The organism is Desulfomicrobium macestii, assembly GCF_014873765.1.
GTDB classification, from domain to species: Bacteria; Desulfobacterota; Desulfovibrionia; order Desulfovibrionales; family Desulfomicrobiaceae; genus Desulfomicrobium; species Desulfomicrobium macestii.
This window is the reverse complement of record NZ_JADBGG010000015.1, coordinates 1-20,521: the sequence shown is the minus strand read 5'-3', so window position 1 is coordinate 20,521 and position 20,521 is coordinate 1. Positions and strand designations below refer to the sequence as shown.

Below are 20,521 nucleotides of genomic sequence, written 5' to 3'. Positions count from 1 at the left end.
CATCATGAAGGACGGCAAGCATTTTTTTCTGGTCACCTCCGACGCCAAGCTCGAAGGCAGCCTGCGAGCCCTTTGGCCCGAGGAGGAGGTCAAGTGGACCTGTTTTGCCCGGGGCTCGTCGGCGCTGGAATTTCTTTTCAGCGAGCCTCCGGATCTTTTGGTCGTGGACGAGCAGTTGCCGGACCTTGCCGGAGTGGATCTGGTCCGGTTGATCAAGGGCGAGAACGTCTATCGTCAGCTGCCGGTGGTGCTTTGCCTGGCCAGCGAGGATCTGGCCGAACTTCAGGATTTCAGCACGCTGGAGATCGACGATTTTCTGGTCAAGCCGTTTTCGCCGCCCATCGCCAAGGGCCGCCTCATCCTGGCCTATCACCGCTCCACCCGGGAACTCGACGCCAGTCCGTTGACCAAACTGCCCGGCAACACGTCCATAATCCACAGAATCCAGGATCTCATCGACCGGCAGGAGGACTTCGCCCTGGTCTACATCGACCTGGATCACTTCAAGTCCTTCAACGACAAGTACGGCTTTTCACGGGGCGACGAGGTCCTGCTCATGACCGCGCGGGTCATCGTCAATTCCATCCGGGGCTTCATGGGGGCGAACACGTTCGTCGGTCATGTGGGCGGGGATGACTTCGTCTTCATCGTGCCGCGGGAAAAGGCCGAGAGTGCCTGCCAGCAGGTCATCGACAATTTCGATTCCATCGTGCCCCATTTCTACGACCAGGAGGACCGCGCGCGCGGGGCCATCCATTCTCTCGACCGCAAGGGCAAGGAACAGGTTTTCCCGCTTATGGCCATCTCCATCGCCGTGGTCCTGAATCGCGGCGGCAAGCTCAAGCACTTTGGCGAGGCTTCCCAGATCGCCATGAACCTGAAGAAGGAAGCCAAAAAGAACCCCAAGAGTTGCTATGTCATGGACAAACGGGCCAGCGCCTGATCCTGTCGCCCTTTTTCTGCTGCATCTGGACGCCCAGCGCGGATACTCCCCGGCCACCGTGGCCGCCTACGGGACCGATCTTGAGGGCGCGCACCTCTTTCTGGCGCGCCGGAGCAAGGGCTTCGATGCCCCGGCAGCGGTGACCAAGGCGGACATCACCGCATATCTGGCCGATCTGCACCGGCGTGGCCTCGCCAAGTCGAGCGTCTGCCGCAAGCTCTCGGCCCTGCGGGCCTTTTACCGCTTTCTGCGCCAGCGCAAGATGGTCGTGGAAGATCCCTGCGCTGCCCTGGCCAATCCCAAGCTGCCCAAGGTCCACCCCAAGGTCCTCAATGTCGATCAGGCCATTCATCTGGTCGAGACCGAAACCACCCTTGATCCCGAAAGCCTGCGCGACCTCGCCCTGCTTGAGGTGCTCTACGGCTCGGGGCTGCGCGTCAGCGAGGCTCTCGGACTTGATTTCGCCCATGTGGATCTGGATCAAAAGCTGGTGCGGGTGCTGGGCAAGGGCAGGAAGGAGCGCATCGTTCCTCTGACCGGTCCGGCGGCGGAGCGGCTAGGGCGATACATCGAGCAGCGCGGGGCCTTTGGCCCGGCGCCCCGGGAGCAGGCCATCTTTCTGGGCAAGCGGGGCGGGCGGCTGACGCGTAAGCAGGCGGACCGCATCGTCAAGGCGATGGCCGTGCGCAGCGGGGCTCCCTGCTCGATAAGCCCCCACACCCTGCGCCACAGCTTCGCCTCGCACATGCTCCAGGCCGGAGCCGATCTGCGCAGCGTGCAGGAACTTCTCGGCCATTCCCGCATCTCCACCACCCAGCGCTACACTCACCTCGATCTTGCCCAGGTCATGCGCGTCTACGACGCCTCCCACCCCCTGGCCGGGGGCGGGGACAAAAAAGACTGATACTACTGCATCTGCTCAAGCCCGGTCACGGGCACGGTCAAATCGTTGCTCAGAACCCACAGCGCCAGCATGTGGCGTAGGGTCAGGTCGGCCTGGGCGATGGCTTCCCGGTCCGCTTCGCGGCTTGCCATCTCCTGGATGGCCAGCATGTATTCCTTGGCGAGGGTGAACTCGGCGCAGATCTCGCGCACGAAATCCTCGTAGAGGTCGGGTTCTTCCTGAAAGAGCTGGTCGAGCACGCTCATGGTGCGGGTCAGGGAGAAGAGGGTGATGTCGGCAAGCTGAGGCATGTTGTGTCTCCATGAAAAGAGCCGGTCGCGGAGGATTCCGTAACCGGCTTGTAATGTTGTGGTGAAAATGAATTACAAACCGAGCTGACTCAAAAGATCGTCGACATCCGTCTGGGTACTGGCATCCTGGGGGCCCTTGAGCTCCGTGGCCCGGGCCTTGGACGTCTGGCGGATCTCCTCGACGGATTGCTCCGGGTTTTGTTCCATGGCTTTCATGGACAGACCCGTGGCCATGTAGAGTTCAAAGACCACCTTCTCGATCTGCTGCAGGGCGGCGACGATGCGCTTGATGCGCTGGCCGGTCAGATCCTGAAAGCTGAGCGTGGTCATGATTTCCATCAGGTCCGCGCCCAGGGCCTCGTTGCCGGCGCGCAGTTCCGCGATTTCCGGCCTGGCGGTTCCGTTCTCAAGGGAAGCGAGGAGCTGCATGGCGCGGTCGTTCATGTCCAGATGTTTTTCCACCAGCTCCATGATGCTATCGGTGGCTTTTTCCGTGGTCTGCAGGATGGCGCCAAGCTGGGTCGATGCTTCGGAAAACATTTCGTCGGCCACCGGGGAGGCGGCCGCCTGGGCGGCCATCGGCAATTCGGCCGTGCCGGTCGCCGCGGAATTGATCTCCCGATAGATGGATTTGAGTCCTTCCTGCAGGTCCGTGCTTATGGAACGGTAGAATTCGCCTTCGGTCAGGGCCATGGTCAGGGCGCGGTTGATCTCTTCCGTCAGGGCCGTCGAGATGACCTCCCGGATGGTGCTTTCGGCCTTGGTCGTGATCCTGTTCAGCAGTTCCTGACTCAGCTGTTCTTTGTGCATGCCTTTTTTCCCGGGTTAGGATGAGGGGGCGAGGTGACGCTCCAGCAGTTGTTCGCGTTGCTTGGCCACTACGTATTGAATGATCTTTTCGCGCTCACAGTCGCGCATGTTCTTGAATTCCATGGCCCAGACCCGCTCTCCCTTATTCTCTTCGGCCCTGAGGATGGTCCCTATGGTACCGGCCAGGTTCTGGGGCTGGTTGCTGAGCGCGATGACCACTTCCACGCCCTGTCCCAGTTCAAACTCCTGATCGGCGGAGAACCTGACGCCCGCGCCACTGATGTCATGGACGAGCACGGGCACGGGGAAGTCCTCCTGCAGCGTCTGCTGGGTCAGGATGGAGAGGATGGCGCTCAGTTTTTCGTTCATGGCGCGCAGGTAGTGCGCCAGGCCGTCGGGCAGGGCGGACTGCGCGGTCTCGGAGAGTCGCGGCATGGCTTCCGACTGGGTGCAGGCGAAAAGGGAGGTGAGCCGGCCCGTGGGCAGGATGCGCAGATATCCTTTCAGGGCCGTGTCGACTCGGGCGTAAGTGCGCTCTGGAACGTTCATGACTCCTCCTTTACCACGTATCCGGGTCGACCTCCATGATCATGGCCCGAACGGGACATACGGTGACGCACATGTTGCAGGCGGTGCACTTATCCTGGTCGAAATCGACCAGCCGGGTTTCAAGATTGAGGTGCAGCGCCTTTGAAGGGCACAGGGCCGTGCACAGACCGCAGTGCATGCACGACTCCTCGTTGCGCGAGATTTCATGGGCCACCGGCGTGACCTTGATGCCCTGTTCCTGCAGATAGGTCACGCCCTGGCGGTAGTGTTCCCGGGTGCCGGAAAGCTCCAGGATCATGTGCCCTTCGCGGCGCGGGTTGATGTTCGCCTGCAGAATGTTGAAGGTCAGGTCGAAGTGTTTGGCCAGATTGTACATCATGGGCTGGCCCGAGGACTCCGGGGGGAAACGCAGGCTGACGATGCGGCTGTATTCTTGAGTGGACATGGGTTTCCTTGCGCGGGCCTAGTTGCCGCCCTTCAAGTATGCCTGGGCGCGCTTGGCCTCGGCGGACTGGGGGTGTTTCTTGATCAGGTCTTCAAGCACCAGCTTGCCGGCCTGGTCCTTTTTGAGCTTGAAGAAGGAGATGCCCTGCTTGAGGAGGGCGGCCGTGTACTTGTTGGACTTGCTGTGATCCTCGATGACCTTCTGGTAGGTCAGGACCGCGTTGGCGTAATCCTGCATCTGGAAGAAACATTCTCCCTGCCAGAAGATGGCGTTGGGCACGAGGGGATCCTTGGGGAATCCCTTGACGAACTCGGCCCATGTGGTCTGAGCCTGCTTGTACTTCATCGCATAAAAGCTCTCCAGGGCCTGCTGGTAAAGCTCCTGTCCCGGGACCTCGGCCTGCGGCTGGGTTGCGGGTTGCGTTTCGGGCCTGGTCTCCGGGGTTCCGATGACCGGGGCCGCAGGTTGTGTCGCAGGCTGCGTCACGGGCTGGGAAGCGTTGCCGGGAACTTCGGGCGTACCGGGATCGGCGGGCGTCATGGTGCCTGGAAAACTGCCTGCGGGCGTTGACTGCGCCGGGGGCAGGGGAGGCATCTCGTCGAAGACGATGCCAAGCTGGGTGGCCATGAAGAGCGTCTTGCGTTCAAGATCGACGACCCTGGAGTTGAGCGAATCAACGGTCACCAGCCCTCCGGCCGCCTCCTGCTGCATTTGCTGGGTCCGGTGCAGGTCGTCGACCTGGCCGGTCAGGGCCGCGAGCTGGCTGCGCAGGGCGTTCACTTCCGCCCAATTGTTGGCCTGGGCGGGCTGGCTGCGCGCCAGTTCCGCCTCAAGTTGGGCGATGCGGTCCTGCTGCTTGATGCGCTCCTGTTCCTGCGAATAGACCTGACTGCGCAGGCGGTCGAAATCCGAGGTGGTGACACAGGCCGGAATTGTGCCCAGCAGAGCGGCCAGGGCTCCGGCGGTCAGGATTTTCCTGCCAAGGGGAAAAGAAGACATGCGAACCTCTCTGTGGGTGCTGTTTTCGTCTGATTGGCCTCGACCGCGAGCGGAAGAGTCCGGGTTGTCATTGTTTTTTGATGGCCCGCTTTCGGCCGAAGAGGATATAACCCACTCCGCCGACGACCGGCAATACGACCTGGGCCACAATCCAGGCCGCCCGTTCCTGATGCGTCGGAAACTCGTTCGTGTACAGATGCCAGATGGACCAGAAGTTGGGCAGTATGGGCAAGATGAGGAGCGGTATCGCGTAAACGAGTTTGTCAGGGGGAATGTTAAACATTGCGTCTCCTGTACTGGATGATGAAAAGCCCAAGGCACACCGCCCCGAGGGCGATGACCTGGGTTACGCTGACGGGTCCGAAATCTCCGCGATAGTCTGCGCGGAAAAGCTCGATGAAGAACCGGAACGATCCGAAAAGAGCCAGAAAAATGCCCATGAGCTGGCCCGTGTTCCGTGTCCTGGATTTGAGCGCCAGGGTCACGGCAAAACAGATCAGCCCCGCCAGGCTGTGATAGAGCTGGGTGGGATGCAGCGGCACGTGCAGGGGAGCCAGGGATTCGGGGTCGAAGAAGGTGATGGCCCAGGGCAGATCGCAGACCGCCCCGTAGCAGCATCCGGCGGCCAGACAGCCGATGCGGCCCACGGCCTCGCCAAGGCCTATGCCCGGAGCCAGGACATCCATCCACAGCCAGGGGTCCTCTTTTCTGGCCCGCATGAAGGCCAGGGCAAAAACGGTGGCCAGGATGGCCCCGCCGGAAAAGACCAGGCCTCCCTTCCAGAACATCAGTATTTCAAGTGGATTGTTCCAGAAATAGACCGGGTTGATGAGCACGTACAGGAGGCGCGCACCGAGGATGGCGCCAAGGATGATGTAGAAGCCAAGGTCGGAGACGGTGTCGGGGTTCAGGCCTCGCGCCCGTGCTTCGCGCATGGACCAGGCGATGCCGAGCAAGAATCCCGCCGCGACAAAGAGGCCGTAGGTGTGCAGCGCGAAAGGGCCGAGCTTGAACCCGAAGAGCATGAAGGGCGCGATCTCAATTATTGTCGGGAACACAGCGTCGCCTCTGCTGGTAAAAGGAAACGAGCAGCGCGGCCGCGCCGACGCAGATGCCCATGTCGGCCACGTTGAAGGCCGGCCAGTGCATGTCGCCCACGTAAAAATCCAGAAAATCCACCACCACTCCGAGCCGTGCGCGGTCCAGCAGATTGCCCAGGGCGCCGCCCAGGATCAGGCCCAGTCCATAGACATAGAACGGGCCGTCGTCCTCCTGGCTTCTGGCCAGGACCCAGATGAGTCCCAAGGCCAGGATCGAGACCACGATGAAGAAGGGTCGCTGCCAGTCGATGTCGTGACGGTTCAGAAAACCAAAGGCCGCTCCCCGGTTCAGGATGTGCACGATGTCGAAAAAACCGGGGATGACCGTGAAGCCTTTTTCCCAGACCGGAATGGTCTGCTGGATCCAGAGCTTGCTCAGCTGGTCCAGGACAAGGATGACGACCGCCACCAGACCGATGGTCCGGTAGCGTCGTCCCATGTCGGGCTTGCAGGGAACGCGAACGACCTTAGGCATGGTATTCCTTGAGCACCTTCGTGCAGCGCGGGCAGGCCGAGGGATGTTCGGGATCAGTGCCCAGGTTTTCGTCGTGGATCCAGCAGCGGGCGCATTTTTCGCCCAGGGCCCTGGCGATGACCACGGCCACGCCCTCGACCTCTCCCTGGATGGCTTCGGCCGGTGCGGGCTGGTCCGTGACCTGCGCCTGGCTGACGATGAACACGTCGCGCAGGTCGGAAGCGACGCCGGACAGGGCGGCAAAAGCCTCGCCCGAGGCGTGGATGGTCACCTTGGCGTCGAGGGAGTGTCCGAGTTCCTTGGACTGGCGCAGGGGCTCGATGGCCCGGGTCACGTCGCCGCGCACGGCAAAGACCAGGTTCCAGATGGCCGCTTCCTCTTCGGTCAGGAGCGCGCCTTCGATCTCGGGCACGCGCATGGCGAAGACCGTGCTGCCCGACGGACGCATGGCCTCGGGCAGGTGCTGGAAGATCTCCTCGGAGGTGAAGCTCAAGACCGGAGCCATGTCGCCGAGGATCATGAGCAGCATGTGGTAGAGGGCGGTCTGGGCCGAGCGGCGCTCAAGGCTGGTGGCGCCGTTGACGTAGACACGGTCCTTTATGATATCGAGATAGTAGGAGCTCAGGTCCGTGGTGCACAGGTTGTGCAGGGTGTGGTAGACCTTGTGGAACTCGAAGTTTTCGTAGGCCGCCTGGATGGTCTGGTGCTTGGCGCGGACCATGTTCAGGGCATAGCGGTCGAGGGCCAGCATGTCGGCCGTGGCGATCAGGTCCGTGGTCGGGTTGAAGTCGCTCAGGTTGCCGAGGATGAAACGGCAGGTGTTGCGGATCTTGCGGTAGGCGTCGACCAGGCGGCGCAGGATTTCGTCGGAGATGCGCAAGTCTTCCTGGTAGTTCTCCGAGGCCACCCACAGGCGCAGCACTTCGGCGCCGTGCTTTTCGATGATCTCCTGCGGGGCGACCACGTTGCCGATGGACTTGGACATCTTGCGGCCCTGTCCGTCGAGCACGAAGCCGTGGGTCAGCACGGTCTTGTAGGGGGGGACGCCGCGCGTGCCCATGGATGCCAGGAGCGAGGAGTGGAACCAGCCGCGATGCTGGTCGGTGCCTTCAAGGTACAGGTCCGCCGGAAAGGAACACTCGGGCCGCCCTTCGACCACGGCGGCGAAGCTGGTGCCGGAGTCGAACCAGACGTCCAGGATGTCGTCCTCTTTTTCCCAGTGCGTGCCGCCGCATTTGGGGCAGGTCAGCCCCTCGGGCACGACCTCGGACAGCGGGGCCTCGAACCAGTAGTCCGCGCCGGTGGGATGCGTGGCGAAGCGGTCCACGATGCCGTGGGCCCAGTCGCCGTCGAAATAGGCGTCCCCGCAGTCCTTGCACAGGAGGGCGATGATCGGCACGCCCCACATGCGCTGGCGCGAGATGCACCAGTCGGGGCGGAATTTGATCATGCTGTGGATGCGCTCCTTGCCCCAGGACGGGATCCAGCGAACGTCGTTGTCGATGGCGCCAAGCGTCTTGCCGCGCAGGTTGTCGTGCTCCATGGCGATGAACCATTGGGTCGTGGCCCGGAAGATGACAGGCTTCTTGCAGCGCCAGCAGTGCGGGTAGGAGTGCCTGATCTTCTCGCTGCCCAGCAGGTGTCCGACCTCGGTCAGCTTGGCGATGACCAGGGGGTTGGCCTCGAACACGTTCTTGCCGCCGAAAAATTCCACGCTGGGCAGAAATCTGGCCTCGTCGTCAAGGGGCGAGAGGATCTCAAGGCCATGACGCAGGCCGGTCTCGTAGTCTTCGCGGCCGTGGCCGGGGGCGGTGTGAACGCAGCCCGTACCCGCGTCGAGGGTCACGTAGTCGGCGGTGACCACGGGAGAGGGGCGGTCATAGAAGGGATGGCGGGCGACGAGCCCTTCCAGCGCGCTGCCCGGAACCGTGGCCCGCACGGACCACTCGCCCCAGCCGAAGCGTTCGGCGCATCCGGCCACCAGTTCCTTGGCCAGGATGTAGAAAGTTCCGCCGACCTGGACGAGGTCGTATTCGAAGTCCGGATGCACGGCCACGGCCAGGTTGTCGGGAATGGTCCAGGGCGTGGTCGTCCAGATGACGATGAAGCTGTCATCGGCAGGGGCCTGGGGGAAAACCCGGGCCAGTTCCTCGGCCTGCAGGGGGAAGCGTACATAGATGGAAGGCGAGGAGTGGTCGTCGTACTCGACCTCGGCCTCGGCCAGGGCCGTCTCGCAGGAGCCGCACCAATAAATGGGCTTCTTGTTGCGCTGCACCGAGCCGAGCTTGTAGAAATTGGCCAGTTCGCGGGCCGTGGCCGTCTCGTAATCCGGGGTCATGGTCAGATAGGGCTTGTCCCAGGTTCCGAGCACGCCGAGCCGCTTGAATTCCTCGCGCTGGATGTCCAGGTACTTGAGGGCGTACTCGCGGCATTTCTTGCGGATTTCGAGGATGGAGAACTTGTTCTTGCCGCCCAGCTCCTGCTCGACTTTGAGCTCGATGGGCAGGCCGTGACAGTCCCAGCCGGGCACGTACTGGGCCTTACGGCCGGTCAGGTTGCGGTGCTTGACGATGACGTCCTTTAAAATCTTGTTCATGGCGTGGCCGATATGGATATGGCCGTTGGCGTACGGAGGTCCGTCGTGGAGGACGTAGGGCGTGCAGCCCTCATTGGCGCCGATCATGGCCCCGTAGGCGTCGGTCTGGTACCAGCCGTCCAGAATTCTGGGCTCGTTCTGGGTCAGGCTGCCCTTCATGGGAAAGGTGGTGGCGGGAAGGTTCAGGGTTTTCTTGTAATCGCTCATGGGACGACGTTCCTCCGGGTTATCTGCTGTGCCGACGGACCACGGGCCAGCGTGGCGAGCACAAATTTTCGTTATTTGTATTGCAATGAAGGGCAGAACAGTGGAATATCCCGCACCCGAAGTCAAGTTTGGCGCGGTCTGAAGGCTGCTCCAAAACGGCGATCCGCCGCTTCACGGCGGAAAATTTCACCATTTTTGAACAGCCAGGATATCCGCGCTTTCGAGCAGGTGGTCAGAGCCCCATTTCCCACCTGTAGGCCGAGAGGGCGATGGCCGTTATGTCGTCGTGGGCGGGCTTCCAGTTCATGGTCGCGCGGATGCGGGTCGGGTCGGAGATGAGCGCGGGCGGATCCCCTGCCCGGCGCGGACTCAGGACCACGGGGAAATCCACGCCGCTGGCTTCCTTCACCGCGCTCACGATTTCCCGCACGGAATAGCCGTGTCCGTAGCCGCAGTTGAAGACGTCCGAAGGATTGCCGGCCTCCAGATGGCCAAGCGCCAGCACATGGGCCCCGGCCAGATCGGCCACGTGGATGTAGTCGCGGATGCAGGTTCCGTCGGGGGTGTCGTAGTCCGTGCCGAAGATGTGCAGGGCTTCCCTGCGGCCCAGCGCGGCCTGGGAGGCGACCTTGATCAGGTGCGTGGCGTCGGGCGTGGACTGGCCGATGCGTCCCTTGGGGTCGGCTCCGGCCACGTTGAAGTAGCGCAGGATGACAAAGGAAAAGCCCGGATGCGCGGCGGCCGTGTCCCCGATGACCCATTCGCTCATGAGCTTGGTGCGCCCGTAAGGGTTGATGGGCCTAGTGGGGCTGTCCTCGGTCACGGCGGCGGTGTCCGGCATGCCGTAGACTGCGGCCGTGGAGGAGAAGATGAAGCGCGGTATGGCGTTCTTCACCGCCAGGCGGATCAGTTCCGTGGTGTTGTTGGTGTTGTTCATGTAGTATTTAAGCGGGTTTTCCACCGACTCGGGCACTACGATGGAGCCCGCGAAATGCAGCACCGCCGAAAATTTTTCCTCGGCCATGAGGCGGTCCAGCGCTTCCGTGTGGGCCAGATCGCCGACCACCAGACGGGCCGGGGGCAGCACCGCCTCGGCTTTGCCCGTGGACAGATTGTCGTAAACCACGACTTCGTAACCGGCCTCAAGCAGGGCCAGGGTCGTGTGGGAACCTATATACCCGGCGCCGCCGGTGACCAGAATCTTGGACATGGAATTCTCCTTTCGAGCATTGACATTGCAGTCCTGCTCTTTACAGAAGTCCTTCGGGCTTGCAAAGGGACTGGTTTGCCAAAGTGTCCAGTCCAATTCCGCAAGACCGGCACAAAAACCGCTTCCCAGGAGATCTACCGCCCATGACCACCGGATTCACTCGCGTTTCAACCACTTATGTTCAGGAAATTTCATCCCGGGCCGATATCTTCGTGCACGACAAGACAGGAGCGCGCATCCTGTCCGTGGTCAACGACGACGAAAACAAGGTCTTCGGCATCAGCTTTCGCACTCCGCCGTCGGATTCGACGGGAGTGGCGCACATCCTGGAGCATTCGGTGCTGTGCGGGTCGCGCAAATATCCGGTCAAGGAGCCCTTCGTGGACCTCCTGAAGGGTTCGTTGCAGACCTTCCTGAACGCCATGACTTACCCGGACAAGACCTGCTATCCCGTGGCCAGCCAGAACCTCAAGGATTTCTACAATCTGGTGGACGTGTATCTGGACGCGGTCTTCTTTCCGCGCATCACTCCCGAGATCTTTGAGCAGGAGGGCTGGCATCTGGACCTGCCGGAAAAGGGCGGGGAGCTGTCCATCAAGGGCGTGGTCTACAATGAAATGAAGGGCGTGTACTCTTCGCCGGATTCGCAGCTCGCCGAGCATTCCCAGCAATCCCTCTTTCCGGACACTACCTACGGCCTGGACTCCGGCGGCAACCCCCGCGCCATCACGGATCTGACCTACGAAGGCTTTCTTGAGTTCCATCGCACGCTCTATCATCCCTCCAACGCATGGATCTTTTTTTACGGCGACGACGACCCGGACGCCCGGCTCGAACTTTTGAGCGAATATCTGGATCAGTTCTCCGCCCTGGATGTGAATTCGTCCATTGCGCGGCAGAAGCCCTTCGACGCCCCGCGTGAAGTGCGGCTCGGTTTCGAGGCCATGGGCGAGGATGAAGACGCGCTGGGCATGCTGACCATGAACTGGCTGCTGCCCGGCAAGGAAGACGCCGGGACCGTGCTGGCCTGCAAGATTCTGGACGGCCTTCTGACCGGGATGAACGCTTCCCCACTGCGCAAGGCGCTCATCGAGTCGGGCCTGGGCGAGGACCTGACCGGGGCGGGCGTCGAGCACGAGATGGCCCAGATGTACTATTCCGTGGGCATGAAGGGTGTGCTGCCGGAAAATTTCCAGGCGGTACGCGAGCTCATCGTCAAGACCCTCGAAGATATAGTGGCTCAGGGGTTCGAGGCCGATCTGATCGAGGCCGGAGTCAATTCCGCCGAGTTCGATCTGCGCGAGAACAACACCGGCTCCTATCCGCGCGGTCTCATCGTCATGCTGCGCTCGCTGGGGTCCTGGCTGTATGACCTCGATCCGCTGGAGCTGGTGGCCTTCGAGGCGCCCATGGCGGCCCTGAAAGAACGGCTGGCCCGGGGCGAGAGGGTCTTCGAGGATCTCATCGCGCGCCACATCCTGGGCAATCCCCACGCCAGCGTGGTCATCCTCGAACCCGAGGAAGGACACGCGGCGCGGATTGAGCGGGAGGAGCAGGAGCTGATAGCCAAGCTGCGCGCCGATCAGGCGGCCCTGGCCGACGACGAGCTGGTGCGGCGCACCGAGCAGTTGCGGCGCATGCAGGAGGCCCCGGATTCGCCCGAGGCCCTGGCCCTGCTGCCCAGCCTCACCCGGGAAGACATCGACCCCACGGTGCGGGTCGTGCCCACCGAGGTGCGTGACTGGGAGGAGGCCACGGCGCTCATGCACGACCTGCCGACCAACAATATCTGCTACATGGATCTGGCCCTGGACCTTGGCGCGGTGCCCGATCGTCTCATTCCCCTGGTCCCGCTCTTCGGCCGCGCCCTGACCGAGATGGGCACCATGAAGGAGGACTACGTGTCCTTCTCCAAGCGGATTAACAGCAAGACCGGCGGGGTCTACGCCAGGAGCCTCCTGTCCCAGCGCGAGGACGGTCCCGGCCCCGTGGCCCGGCTGGTGGTGCGGGCCAAGGCCGTGGGCGAGCGGGTCGGCGACATGATCGACATCGTGCATGACGCCCTGACCCTGGCCCGTTTCGACGACCGTGAGCGCTTCCGCCAGATGGTGCTGGAGGAGAAGGCGGGCCTTGAGCACGCCCTGGTGCCCTCCGGCCATCATTTCGTGGGCCTGCGCCTGCGCTCGCGCTTCAATCTGGCGGACAGCATGCAGGAGCGCATGGGCGGCCTTGAGAATCTCTTCTTCCAGCGTGAACTGGCTGACAGGATGGACAGTGATTTCGACGGCGTGCTGTCCGATCTGGAGGAGCTGCGCCGGGCGCTGGTGAACAGGAACGGCGCGGTGCTGAACCTGACCATGGACGAGGGCATGCTCGCCGCCCATGGCGAGCGCTTTCGGGAATTCGTGGCGAGCCTGCCGGGCGGCGCCCCGGTGCGCGCGGTCTGGCCTGGACTTGGCGAGGACGGGCACGAGGGGCTCGTCATCCCGGCTCAGGTCAATTATGTCGGCAAGATCTGCGACCTGCACAAAGCCGGCTACTCCTTTCACGGATCAAGTCTGGTGGCGGTCAAGTACCTGCGCACGACCTGGCTGTGGGAGCAGGTCCGGGTTCTGGGCGGAGCGTATGGCGGTTTTTGTAATTACGGGCGCCTTTCGGGTCTGATGAGCTTCGGCTCCTATCGCGATCCGAACGTCACCTCCACCCTGGCCGCTTTCGACGGCTGCGGAAAATTCCTGGAGACGGTCAGCCTGGACCGGGGCGAGCTCTTGAAGGCCATCATCGGCACTTCCGGCGATCTCGATCCGTATCAGCTCCCCGACTCCAAGGGTTTCACGGCCCTGAGCCAACACCTGGCCGGGGTGACCACCGAGACCCGCCAGCGCATCCGGGACGAGGTCCTGGCCACGGACGAGCGCCATTTCCGGGAATTCGGGGCGTTGCTGCGCGAGGTCGCGCCCACGGGACTGGTCTGCGTGCTCGGAGGCGAGGACTCCCTGACCAGGGCCGCTTCCCAGGGTCTCGACCTCACGCGCAGAATTCGTCTGCTTTAGCCGGATTTGTTTGGCCGCGCATCGCAAGGCCGCGCGCTGCATATCCGCGGCGCGCGGCCTTTTTTCATGCGGCGCACGGCCTTGGATTCTCCGGCGCGGTCCATGCATGTCCGGGCCGATGGAATTTTGTAACTCCTGTGCCGAGGTGACGACTGGCTTGGCGCGCGCTTTATGCGGCATGTGCCGTGATTTTAAAAAGGTTTTGATAAATTGCGGCGCCCGTGGCATGAACGTGTAATGCAGCCTCAACGGCGAGTAGTCTGTGGTACGGACTTCAAGAACGTGGAGAACCTTGATGGATGACATGAGAAAAGTCGGTTCCTCATTCCTTTCGGATGAATTGTTTTTTGCCGACGAGCAGGAGCCGTCCCGGTCCCGGGTGGTGCCCGGCTGGAAGCTGCTTATCGTCGACGACGAGGAGGAGGTGCACGTCATCACCAGGATGGTGCTTGAGGGCCTGACCTTTTCCGGCAAGGGGCTGACATTTCTGAGCGCCTACTCCGCAGCGCAGGCCCGGGAACTCCTGCGCGGGAACGACGACATCGCCGTCATCCTCCTTGATGTGGTCATGGAGACGGGCCAGGCGGGACTGGAGCTTGTCGAATTCATCCGTTCGGAGCTCGGCAATCGCTCCGTGCGCATCATCCTGCGCACGGGCCAGCCCGGTCAGGCCCCGGAGCGAGAGGTCATCACCCGCTACGACATCAATGACTACAAGCACAAGACGGAGCTGACCGCCCAGAAGCTCTTTTCCACCGTGACCACGGCCATCCGTTCGTATCGGGACCTGAACGTCATCGAGAAGAGCCGCCAGGGCCTTAATCTGATCATATCCTCCACCAGGGGGCTCTTCGAGCGGCGCAACATGGCGCTCTTTGCCCAGGGCGTCCTCGATCAGATGAGTTCCCTGCTGCGCGTCAACGAGGACTGCCTTTTCCTGCATTCCCCTTCCGGATTCGCGGCCACGGTGCGCGACGGCGACATTTCCGTTCTCGCGGGGACGGGAGAGTTCGGTCATTGCGGAATGGAAGAGACGGCCTGCGTACTGGACGACAGCGTGACCCTCGTCTTGCAGCAGGCCTTGCGGCAAAGGGGGGGCGTCTTCGGCGAGGACTCCTTCGTCCAGTATTTTCGTTCCCGGCGCGGGTCCGAGAATCTGCTCTATTTTCGTCTGGACAGATCCCTCAATGCCTTCGAGCGCAGGCTGGTGGAGGTTTTCTCCGGGAATGTGGCCATCGCGCTGGACAACATGCTGCTGAACACGGAGCTGCTGCATAGCCAGAAGGAGATCATCCTGACCCTTGGCGAGTGCGTGGAGTCGCGCTCCAAGGAGACGGCGGGGCATGTGCGCCGGGTTTCGGAATGCTGCCGGCTGCTGGCCTCGGAGCTTGGTTTTGACTCCCCGGAGGTGGACCTTGTGCGCCTGGCCTCGCCCATGCATGATGTGGGCAAGATCGGCATCCCCGATTCCATCCTGCTCAAGCCCGGCAAGCTGACCATGGAGGAATTCGAGATCATGAAGACCCACACCCTGCTCGGCCATCAGATTTTGAAGGGTTCCAGTCGGCCGATCATGCAGGCCGCGGCGGTCATTGCCCATGAGCATCATGAGCGCTGGAACGGTTCGGGCTATCCTCTGGGCCTTGCCGGACAGGACATCCACCCGTACGGGCGCATCGTCTGCCTGGTCGATGTCTTCGACTCCCTGCTCTCGCGCAGGGTCTACAAGGAACCCTGGCCCCTCGACCAGGTGCGTGGGTTCATCCTCGCGGAGCGCGGGGAGATGTTCGACCCGCACATGGTCGATACGATGATGCGGCAGCTCGACGCCTTTGTCGCCATCCGCCAGGATTTTCCCGATTGATTCCTCCAACCGGAGCCCTTTTCATGAAAAGCGAGCATGCGATGGAAGAAGTTCACTTTGCAGACGAAACTCCTCCCCTGAAGCCCGAGAGCGAAGGGCTGTGGAAGGTCATGATCGTGGATGACGACGACTTCGTGCACAAGGTCACGGAGCTGACCCTGGGCGACTATCATTACCAGAATACTCCCGTGCGTTATCTGCACGCCTATTCCGGCGCCGAGGCGCGGGCGCTCCTGCGCGAGCATCCGGATACGGCCGTGATTCTGCTCGACGTTGTCATGGAGACGGAAAACGCGGGGCTTGAGTTCGCAAGGCACGTGCGCAAGGAGGCCAACAACTCCTTCGTGCGCATCATCCTGCGCACGGGCCAGCCGGGGCAGGCCCCCGAGCGCAAGGTCATCACCGAATACGATATCAACGATTACAAGCACAAGGCGGAGCTGAGCGAGCAGCGCCTGTTCACGGCCATCACCGCGGCCATCCGATCCTACCGCGATCTGCGCACCATCGAGCTTGGCCGCCTGGGATTGCAGGAGGTCATCTGCGCCTCCGCGGCCCTGTTCTCGGCCGGTTCGGTGCAGGATTTCTTTGTCCTGGCCCTGGAGCACATCCTGCGCACCGGCCGTTGCGCAGGGCCGTGCTGCCGTGAGAACGGCCTGGTGGCGCTGGGCACCGACGGGGGGTTCGAGATTCTGGAGTCGCGCGGGCTCGCTTCCGGTCCCGACAACGTCCCTGTCGGGCGCCTGCGGGAGCTGTTCGAGCGCGCGAGCAGGGAAGGGCGGGTGCTGGTGCTCGACCAGGAGTTCGCGGCCAGATTTTTCAATTCGCACACTGACCAGGACTTTTTCTTCTACGTCTTCTTCGGTCGCCCCCTGAGTGAGACGGAGCAGGGCCTTCTGCACATTCTGGGCGGAAACATCGCCGTGGCTCTCAGCAACCTCTTTCTGACCGAGGAGATCGTGGCCACGCAGCGCGAGGTTGTGCTCACCCTCGGCGAGGTGGTCGAGACCCGCTCCAAGGAAACGGCCCATCACGTCAAGCGCGTGGCCGAATATTCCTACGTATTGGCGATCAAGGCCGGACTCTCGGACGAGCGGGCGCGTCTTCTGCGCATGGCCTCGCCCATGCATGACGTGGGTAAGATCGGCATCCCCGACTCCATCCTCTTCAAGCCCGGCAAGCTCACCGACGATGAGTTCTCCATCATCAAGACGCACACGGTCATCGGTCATTCCATCCTCAAAGGCTCGCCGCGCCGCATCATGCGCACCGCCGCCACCATTGCCCTGCAGCACCACGAGCACTGGGACGGCGGCGGATACCCCCACGGGCTGGTCGAGGACGAGACGCATATTTTTGGGCGCATCACGGCCCTGGCCGATGTTTTTGACGCGCTCTCCTGCGATCGGGTCTACAAGAAGGCATGGCCGCTGAACGAGGTCCTGGACTATCTCCGGGAGAAGAGGGGCAGGCAGTTCGATCCGTTCCTGGTGGACATTTTTCTGGAGAATCTGGACGAGATACTGGCCATCCGGGTCGCGTATCCGGACTAGACGTTTTCATGGGGGGAAGGGTTTCATGACCGATCACGAGCTGCGCGACGACATCGTGTTTGCCGCCGAGGACGACCTGGGCTCGTCCCCACGGGAACGCAAGGCCTGGAAACTTCTGATCGTGGATGACGAAGAGGATGTGCACAGCATCACGCGCATGGTCCTGGAGGGATTCGAGTTCGAGGGCGCAAGCCTCGAATTCCTGAGCGCGTTCAGTGCGGACGAAGGCAGGCAGGCCCTGGTCGAGAACCCCGATATCGCGGTCATGCTTCTTGACGTGGTCATGGAGACGCCTCATGCGGGCCTCGATCTGGCCCGGCAGGTGCGCGAGGAGCTGGGCAATGCGCTGGTGCGCATCATCCTCCGCACGGGCCAGCCTGGCCAGGCTCCAGAACGCCAGGTCATCATCAACTACGACATCAACGACTACAAGAGCAAATCCGAACTCACGGCCCAGAAGCTCTTTACCGCCGTGACCACGGGCATTCGTTCCTACCGCGACCTGCGGGCCATAGACTCCAGCCGTCAGGGACTCGAAGACATCATCGCCGCGTCGGTCGACCTGTTTCAGGCCGACAGCCTGGAGCTTTTCGCGCGCGGGGTGCTGACCCAGATGACCTCGCTCCTGCATCTGGAGGACAGCTCCATGTATCTGGGCGATGCCTCGGGATTCGCGGCCCGTGACAGGCTCGATGATTTTGTCATCATCGCGGGCACCGGAGATTTTTCCAGCCTTGAGTCCCGCCTGGCGAGCGAAGTGCTCGATGCGCAGGAAATGGACCTGATCCGCCGGGCCGCAAGCACGGACCAGTGCTTTTTCAGCCATACCAGCTACGCGGGCTGTTTCGGCATGACCAGCGGCGCGCGTCATGTGCTTTTTCTGCGCGTGCTGCGTGAACTTACGCCTCTGGAACAGGATCTGGTTCAGATCTTCGCGGCCAACGTGACCGTGGCTTTCGAGAACCTGCAATTGAATCAGGAGATCGCGCAGACCCACCGGGAGGTCATTTTCACTCTCGGCGAGGTCGTGGAAAATCGGGCTCTGGCCGGTGGCATGCACGTGCACCGGGTGGCTGAGATGGCTTGGCTGCTGGGGCATCATGCGGGGCTGTCCGCGGATGACTGCGACCTTTTGCGTCTGGCCATGCCCATGCACGACGTGGGCAAGGTGGCCATCCCCGACAGCGTGCTCCTCAAGGCCGGTCCTCTGGACGAGGTCGAACGCGGGATCATCGAACAGCATCCGCGTCTGGGTTTCGACATCCTGAACCGATCCGGCAACCACGTCATGCAGACAGCGGCGCGCATCGCTCTCGAACACCAGGAGGCCTGGGACGGCAGCGGCTACCCACAGGGCCTCGCGGGGGAGGGCATTCACATGTTCAGCCGCATCGCACGGGTGGTCGATGTCCTGGACAGTCTGCTCAGCGAGCGCGTCTATAAAGACGCCTGGACCGTGGCCGACGCTCTGGCGTACCTGCACGATCAGCGCGGGCGCATGTTCGACCCGGCCCTGATCGACACGCTGCTTGCGCACAAGGACGAGTTTCTGGCCTTGCGGGAGGATATTATTCAGCAGAGTCAGGATATTAAAATGCCCCATCGTGAAAAAAAACCTTGACCGCCGCCTGCGGGTCATCTATCAACCGCCTCTGTCCGGAGGGGTTCCCGAGTGGCCAAAGGGAACAGACTGTAAATCTGTCGTCGTACGACTTCGGAGGTTCAAATCCTCCCCCCTCCACCAGACGCCGAACCAACCCACCTTATGGTGGGTTTTTTTTTGCCCTGCGCCCGGAGAAAGAATTTCCAGGGAGATTGCACAGCCTTGCTCCGCCGAGGCGATTTTTCTTGCGAAAACCTTGCAGCTGTTTAAGAAAGGGCGGTGAACAAGCGCTCATCCCGGAGGTTTTCATGCGTCACACATATGTTTTCTGGCTTTTGCTCATTCTGGCCTGCGGCTGGTCCACGCATCTTCCTGCCGCGACGGGATACTCCTCCCAGGGCTTCGACACCGGTGCGTTCCATCTGACGCTCACCGCCGCCCCGGAAGTGGTCGAGGCAGGCCAGCAGGTTGAAGTCACCCTGCAACTGGCCGACGCCTACGGCGCACCCGTGACCGATTTTGAGATCGTGCGCGGGAAGAAATTGCACCTGACCATCGTCCGGGAGGGCCTCGACAAGTTTACCCACACTTTTCCGGAACCCGGGCCGCAGGGAACCATGGTCACCGGGATGACCTTTCCGGAGGGCGGAACCTATTTTTTCCATGTCGAGTTCACGCCCAGGGACGGCAGCGGCGTGACCCTCATGGCCGAACTGCACGTCGAAGGCACGGGCTCCGCCGCGCCGCCGCTGGACCCGTATGTGCCGGGCATGGTGCAGACTTCCGAGATGCTGGCGAATGTCGGCGTTGAAGCGGGACTGGTCACGCACAGGATCAGCTTCGCCCTGATGGACCTGAATGAAGAGCCGGTCACCGAACTGGAGCCGTTCCTTGGGGCCAAGGGCCATTTCATTGCCTTGAGCGCGGACGGCCGCCAATATGTCCCTGCCGAACCCGTCTCCGGGGACAAGGAAAACGAAGTCGCCTTCGAAGCCCGTTTCCCCGGCCCCGGGATTTACAAGGGCTGGGGAGAGTTTCAGCGAGCGGGAACGGTGCTGGTCGTGCCGGTGGTGATGCAGATCGACTGAAGGCACGTTGATGTTTTCTGAAGTCGCGGCCCGGCTTTCGTCACTTTTTCCTTGACGCTCGCCCATGCCTTGGATAGCTACGACTTCGCTGTTTTGGCCAGGATAGCTCAGTTGGTAGAGCAACTGATTCGTAATCAGTAGGTCGAGAGTTCAATTCTCTTTCCTGGCTCCAGTAAAAACAAGGGCTTAGATGTAAAATCTAGGCCCTTTTTGATTGCCTGACCAACTCCCAAAGTCAATTTGCCCCACTTCTGCCCCACTTTTTAGGCGGCAAGGGCCATTTTTTGGCCATAATTCATGGACAACCCCGGCCCTTTTTGCGGATCATCGTCTGGCCTGAAAAGACATAACCCCCGGCCATATTCGCTCCACCGAGAAAACATCGTCGGCACGGTCAATTCATCCTGGCCATGGCAACACCCATATCTTTTTTTCCGTGCCGTTACCGTGCCCTGTAGCGTGCGATATGCGGCCCGCTGCTGCGTCCAAAAAAAAGGCCAAGGCATAAGCCCCGGCCTGCTGCATCGTTGCTGTAATGGCGTCCTAGCGTATCGAAATATACGAGACTGTCGTGGTCCGCTGCGTGATCGGATATTGATATGCAAGGTAATAAGTGGCGGCGTCGGCAATATGGTCCAGACCGCTGCTCTTATCGGGTTCGCCGTTTTTATCATAGGCCTGTTTTTCGAAGCTCTCCACTAGGCTGGGGCACCGAGACACGTTCACGAAAAGATGCCGTGTTGATCAGCACCCTAATGGAGCCACCGATCGGCACCCTAATAGATCCAGCAAAAGTGAGAGATTTTCGCTCGGACGACCTCGTCTGATTACG

At 61.7% G+C, this 20,521-nt stretch carries 17 protein-coding genes and 2 tRNA genes; 9 read left to right on the top strand and 10 right to left on the bottom strand.

The features are described from left to right. The first annotated feature begins 4 nt into the window (after positions 1 to 4). The gene (locus H4684_RS10740) at positions 5 to 943 is read left to right on the top strand and encodes a GGDEF domain-containing response regulator (RefSeq protein WP_192623727.1); all 939 of its coding nucleotides are present in this window, start codon (positions 5 to 7) and stop codon (positions 941 to 943) included. After that, complete coding sequence (locus tag H4684_RS10735) at positions 915 to 1,847, top strand: tyrosine recombinase XerC (protein WP_192623726.1); 933 nt, start codon at positions 915 to 917, stop codon at positions 1,845 to 1,847. Before H4684_RS10740 ends, H4684_RS10735 begins: the two co-directional genes overlap by 29 nt. Before the next feature lie 2 nt (positions 1,848 to 1,849). On the opposite strand, the gene H4684_RS10730 is transcribed toward H4684_RS10735, so the two are convergent. From H4684_RS10730 to galE, 10 genes are all read right to left on the bottom strand, one after another. Further along, positions 1,850 to 2,137: a hypothetical protein gene (locus tag H4684_RS10730; RefSeq protein WP_092192019.1), complete on the bottom strand. Its 288-nt coding sequence runs from the start codon at positions 2,135 to 2,137 to the stop codon at positions 1,850 to 1,852. A 72-nt stretch (positions 2,138 to 2,209) separates the two neighbouring features. Continuing rightward, the gene (locus H4684_RS10725) at positions 2,210 to 2,947 is read right to left on the bottom strand and encodes a protein phosphatase CheZ (RefSeq protein WP_192623725.1); all 738 of its coding nucleotides are present in this window, start codon (positions 2,945 to 2,947) and stop codon (positions 2,210 to 2,212) included. 15 nt (positions 2,948 to 2,962) lie between these two features. After that, positions 2,963 to 3,496, bottom strand: coding sequence for a PilZ domain-containing protein (locus tag H4684_RS10720; RefSeq protein ID WP_192623724.1), 534 nt, complete (start codon positions 3,494 to 3,496; stop codon positions 2,963 to 2,965). A gap of 10 nt (positions 3,497 to 3,506) precedes the next feature. Next, positions 3,507 to 3,941 carry an NIL domain-containing protein gene (locus H4684_RS10715; RefSeq protein ID WP_092192013.1) on the bottom strand — a complete coding sequence of 145 codons (435 nt, stop codon included), beginning with the start codon at positions 3,939 to 3,941 and terminating at the stop codon, positions 3,507 to 3,509. An 18-nt stretch (positions 3,942 to 3,959) separates the two neighbouring features. Next, positions 3,960 to 4,940 carry a tol-pal system protein YbgF gene (gene ybgF, locus H4684_RS10710; RefSeq protein WP_192623723.1) on the bottom strand — a complete coding sequence of 327 codons (981 nt, stop codon included), beginning with the start codon at positions 4,938 to 4,940 and terminating at the stop codon, positions 3,960 to 3,962. 67 nt (positions 4,941 to 5,007) lie between these two features. Further along, the gene (locus H4684_RS10705; protein ID WP_092192009.1) at positions 5,008 to 5,223 is read right to left on the bottom strand and encodes a PLDc N-terminal domain-containing protein; all 216 of its coding nucleotides are present in this window, start codon (positions 5,221 to 5,223) and stop codon (positions 5,008 to 5,010) included. Then, positions 5,216 to 5,998 (bottom strand): prolipoprotein diacylglyceryl transferase, encoded by a 783-nt coding sequence (lgt, locus tag H4684_RS10700; RefSeq protein WP_192623722.1) that lies wholly within the window; start codon positions 5,996 to 5,998, stop codon positions 5,216 to 5,218. The genes H4684_RS10705 and lgt overlap by 8 nt, the downstream gene beginning before the upstream one ends. Beyond that, positions 5,979 to 6,515 carry a signal peptidase II gene (gene lspA / locus H4684_RS10695; protein WP_192623721.1) on the bottom strand — a complete coding sequence of 179 codons (537 nt, stop codon included), beginning with the start codon at positions 6,513 to 6,515 and terminating at the stop codon, positions 5,979 to 5,981. Before lspA ends, lgt begins: the two co-directional genes overlap by 20 nt. Next, complete coding sequence (gene ileS, locus H4684_RS10690) at positions 6,508 to 9,318, bottom strand: isoleucine--tRNA ligase (RefSeq protein ID WP_192623720.1); 2,811 nt, start codon at positions 9,316 to 9,318, stop codon at positions 6,508 to 6,510. The genes lspA and ileS overlap by 8 nt, the downstream gene beginning before the upstream one ends. A 232-nt stretch (positions 9,319 to 9,550) precedes the next feature. Beyond that, positions 9,551 to 10,528, bottom strand: a complete 978-nt coding sequence (galE, locus tag H4684_RS10685; protein ID WP_192623719.1) for a UDP-glucose 4-epimerase GalE — start codon at positions 10,526 to 10,528, stop codon at positions 9,551 to 9,553. 143 nt (positions 10,529 to 10,671) lie between these two features. Here galE and H4684_RS10680 point away from each other — a divergent pair, with 143 nt between their 5' ends. The 7 genes from H4684_RS10680 to H4684_RS10650 all read left to right on the top strand — a co-directional run bounded on the left by H4684_RS10680 (position 10,672) and on the right by H4684_RS10650 (position 19,861). Beyond that, positions 10,672 to 13,581, top strand: a complete 2,910-nt coding sequence (locus tag H4684_RS10680; protein WP_192623718.1) for an insulinase family protein — start codon at positions 10,672 to 10,674, stop codon at positions 13,579 to 13,581. A gap of 295 nt (positions 13,582 to 13,876) precedes the next feature. Next, on the top strand, positions 13,877 to 15,445 hold the full coding sequence (locus tag H4684_RS10675) for a DUF3369 domain-containing protein (protein ID WP_192623717.1): 1,569 nt from the start codon (positions 13,877 to 13,879) through the stop codon (positions 15,443 to 15,445). Positions 15,446 to 15,468: 23 nt separating this feature from the next. Next, positions 15,469 to 16,998 carry a response regulator gene (locus H4684_RS10670; RefSeq protein ID WP_192623716.1) on the top strand — a complete coding sequence of 510 codons (1,530 nt, stop codon included), beginning with the start codon at positions 15,469 to 15,471 and terminating at the stop codon, positions 16,996 to 16,998. Between the two features lie 25 nt (positions 16,999 to 17,023). Beyond that, positions 17,024 to 18,619 carry a response regulator gene (locus H4684_RS10665; RefSeq protein WP_192623715.1) on the top strand — a complete coding sequence of 532 codons (1,596 nt, stop codon included), beginning with the start codon at positions 17,024 to 17,026 and terminating at the stop codon, positions 18,617 to 18,619. Between the two features lie 37 nt (positions 18,620 to 18,656). Continuing rightward, positions 18,657 to 18,742, top strand: a tRNA-Tyr gene (locus tag H4684_RS10660). 167 nt (positions 18,743 to 18,909) lie between these two features. After that, complete coding sequence (locus H4684_RS10655) at positions 18,910 to 19,689, top strand: hypothetical protein (RefSeq protein ID WP_192623714.1); 780 nt, start codon at positions 18,910 to 18,912, stop codon at positions 19,687 to 19,689. 96 nt (positions 19,690 to 19,785) lie between these two features. Further along, positions 19,786 to 19,861 (top strand) — tRNA-Thr (locus tag H4684_RS10650). Positions 19,862 to 20,521: the final 660 nt, after the last annotated feature.